The 3194-nt window shown below is 28.3% G+C and carries 4 protein-coding genes; all 4 read right to left on the reverse strand.

Annotated features, from left to right (window positions below):
* Positions 1–702: 702 nt before the first annotated feature.
* Positions 703–1053 carry a 50S ribosomal protein L19 gene (gene rplS, locus Q0352_RS02385; RefSeq protein ID WP_299523029.1) on the reverse strand — a complete coding sequence of 117 codons (351 nt, stop codon included), beginning with the start codon at positions 1051–1053 and terminating at the stop codon, positions 703–705.
* Between the two features lie 87 nt (positions 1054–1140).
* Positions 1141–1818, reverse strand: a complete 678-nt coding sequence (gene trmD, locus Q0352_RS02390) for a tRNA (guanosine(37)-N1)-methyltransferase TrmD (protein WP_299523032.1) — start codon at positions 1816–1818, stop codon at positions 1141–1143.
* A gap of 70 nt (positions 1819–1888) precedes the next feature.
* The gene (prmC, locus tag Q0352_RS02395; protein WP_299523035.1) at positions 1889–2782 is read right to left on the reverse strand and encodes a peptide chain release factor N(5)-glutamine methyltransferase; all 894 of its coding nucleotides are present in this window, start codon (positions 2780–2782) and stop codon (positions 1889–1891) included.
* Positions 2761–3194: GNAT family N-acetyltransferase (locus Q0352_RS02400; RefSeq protein WP_299523037.1), on the reverse strand; the 434-nt coding region annotated here is incomplete at its 5' end. The genes prmC and Q0352_RS02400, both read right to left, overlap by 22 nt.

Below are 3194 nucleotides of genomic sequence, written 5' to 3' on the forward strand. Positions count from 1 at the left end.
CGTAAATATACTAAATAATTGGCGAAAAACTGAGTACGAAAACGTTATAAATAGCGAGTGTATTTTGTAGTTAATTTATAAATAAAGATGAAATTTTACAGGACTAATAATGAGTAAAAATAACAAAAGCCATGATATTGATTTCTCATTATCATGGCTTTTTGCTGAAACAGATTTTTTAATAAGTCTTCAGTTAATTTTGTTTTTATTGTATTAGCTATTCTTATTAAAGATCACCCACAATAAACAGTTTCGCTGCAACTTGTTGATTTCTTACAAATCCAACTTCTTATTAAATAGTCGTTTCATTTAAAATAAAACATAAAACTTTGTTGTAATTTAATAAAACTACTCGATTTAACGTATTATTTTAAATAGTTGTTTTTAAAACTATGTTTCCATTTATTCATGCTAAACACCTGGGCACATTACTATTTAAAGTTTAGTTTTAAAAACGATGTTCAAGAACATTTAGAACTTCACATTGAGAATGTCAATTCAACTTCAAATTTGCATTCTTCAGTTTTATATTAATATCTCTCTGTTAATTCTTTTGTAAATTAAACACAAAAAATGCTATTTCACAAATTTGTAACTGCTTAGTTTTTAACAAGATATGAACGTAACTTATTAACATTTGTTAACAATAAAAACCCCGTTTTGAAATTCAAAACGGGGTTTAATAATTTTATTTGAGAATAATTATCTTCTTTTCTCGGTAATTCTAGCTTTTTTACCAGTTAAACCTCTAAAGTAGAAAATACGTGCTCTACGAACTTTACCATGTTTGTTTACCTCAATTTTTTGAATTGCTGGTAAATTCATTGGAAAAATACGCTCAACACCAACTGTTCCAGACATTTTTCTAATTGTAAAAGTTTCAGAAGCTCCACTTCCTCTTCTTTGAATTACAGTACCTCTAAAGTGCTGTGTACGTTTTTTTTCACCTTCTCGAATTTCGTAGTAAACTGTAATAGTATCTCCTGCTTGAAATTGAGGAAATTCATTTTTAGTTACAAATTCGTCTTGTATATACTTTACTAAATTTTCCATTTTTAATGTTTAATGGTTTTTTCAATTACCAACATTCACGATTTTCGTCAGAGGTTAATTTTGAGAATGCAAATTTAGTAAAAAATATTAGTCTTCCAACAAGTCGGGTCTAATTTTTTTTGTTCTTTCAAATGCTTGGTTATTACGCCATTCTTCAATTTTTGGAAAATTCCCTGATAATAGTACTTCTGGAACTTTAAGATCCTTGTATTCAGCCGGTCTAGTATAAACCGAAGGCGAAAGTAAGCCATCTTGAAAAGAGTCTGTTAAAGCCGAAGTTTCGTCACCTAAAACACCTGGTATTAATCGTATAATAGTATCACATAAAACTGCAGCGCCTAATTCTCCACCGCTTAAAACGTAATCTCCAATTGATATTTCTTTGGTAATAAATAATTCTCTAACTCGTTGATCTACACCTTTGTAATGACCACAAAGAATAATCATATTTTCGTTTAAAGATAAAGTATTTGCTGTTTGTTGATTTAAGGTTGGTGCATCAGGAGTCATATAAATAATCTCATCATAATCTCTTTGAGCTTTTAATTCAGAAATACACTTATCAATAGGCTCAATCATTAATACCATTCCAGCCCCACCACCAAATTGATAATCGTCTATTTTTCCATAATCATTTAAAGCATATTTTCTTAAATCGTGAAAATAAACTTCTACTAATTTTTTATCTATTGCGCGTTTAATTATTGAAAATTCAAACGGACTTTTAATTAATTCTGGAGAAACGGTTATAATATCAATTCGCATGTTGCAAAGATAATAGGGAATAATTAATAATTACTGATTAATAATGAATATTTAAAGTGGACTAAAGTTGCTAAATTAATGTGGCTTTTGTCATTCTATCAACTCCAAAAATATCTTTTTTTAACTGTATATTTTTGAAACCTTTTAATTTTAATAGATCTACGGTTTCATCGCCTAAATATTCATTGATTTCAAAATATAAATGACCAGTTTTATTTAAATACAATTTAGCTAGTTTGGCTATTTTATCATAAAATAGTAGTGGATCGTCATTTTTAACAAACAAAGCTACATGAGGTTCGTTGGCTAAAACATTTGTTTGCATTTGTTCTTTTTCTAATTCACGTACATATGGCGGATTAGAAACAATAACATCAAATTTATGTGGTAATTCACTTAACGTTAAAACATCAGCTTCTATAAAATGTATATCTACTTTATTATTTCGAGCATTTATTTTAGCTGTATTTATAGCTTCCGAAGAAATATCTATAGCGAACACCTCAGCATTTGGGAAGTTTTTAGCTAATGAAATAGCAATACAACCACTTCCGGTTCCAATATCTAAAATTTTGATTTTTGAATTTTTCAATTCGTAATTTTCAATTTGTAATTGGTAATCTTTTAAAATCCAATCTACTAAATCTTCAGTTTCTGGTCTTGGAATTAATACATTCTTATTTACTTTAAATGTGAGTCCATAAAATTCTGTTTCACCAATTATATATTGGATTGGTATTTGGTTCTTTAGATTAATGAGTGCTTTCTGAAAAAAACTTAATTCAGAATTTTTGAATTTTAATGAAGATTGAAGTGCTAGTTCAACACGAGATAAACGCAATTTAAATTCAATTAAAATATTAAAAAAAGATTGAATTTCAGTTTCAGGATATAAATCTGATAGTTCTGTGAAAAAGTGTTTTTTAAATTCTTGTACAAGCATTATAAATCCTTTAGCATCCATAAATTACAAGAATAATGGCCAGTATCACCCATTGGAGCATCTAAATCTTTAAACCCAACTTTTCTATATAGTTTTCTTGCATCTTCCATATATGGTAAAGTTTCTAAATAGCATTGTTCAAAACCAAATTCTTTAGCTTTTTTCAAGCAAATACCCATCATTTCACTTCCAAATCCAACTCCGCGCGCTTCTGGTAAAAAATACATTTTTTGAAGTTCACATATATTTCCATTAAAATTATCTAGTTGTTTAATTCCTGCACCACCAAATATTTCTCCATCTTTTTCAATTACATAATAGATTGCCTTTTCAAATTGGTACGCTTCATATAATGTGTCTAAAATTTTGTCAGCATAAGCAGTTCCCACTTTTGGAACTCCAAATTCTATTAACACATCACGAATAGCTTTTG

This window comes from uncultured Lutibacter sp. (genome assembly GCF_937891065.1).
Taxonomy (GTDB): domain Bacteria; phylum Bacteroidota; class Bacteroidia; order Flavobacteriales; family Flavobacteriaceae; genus Lutibacter.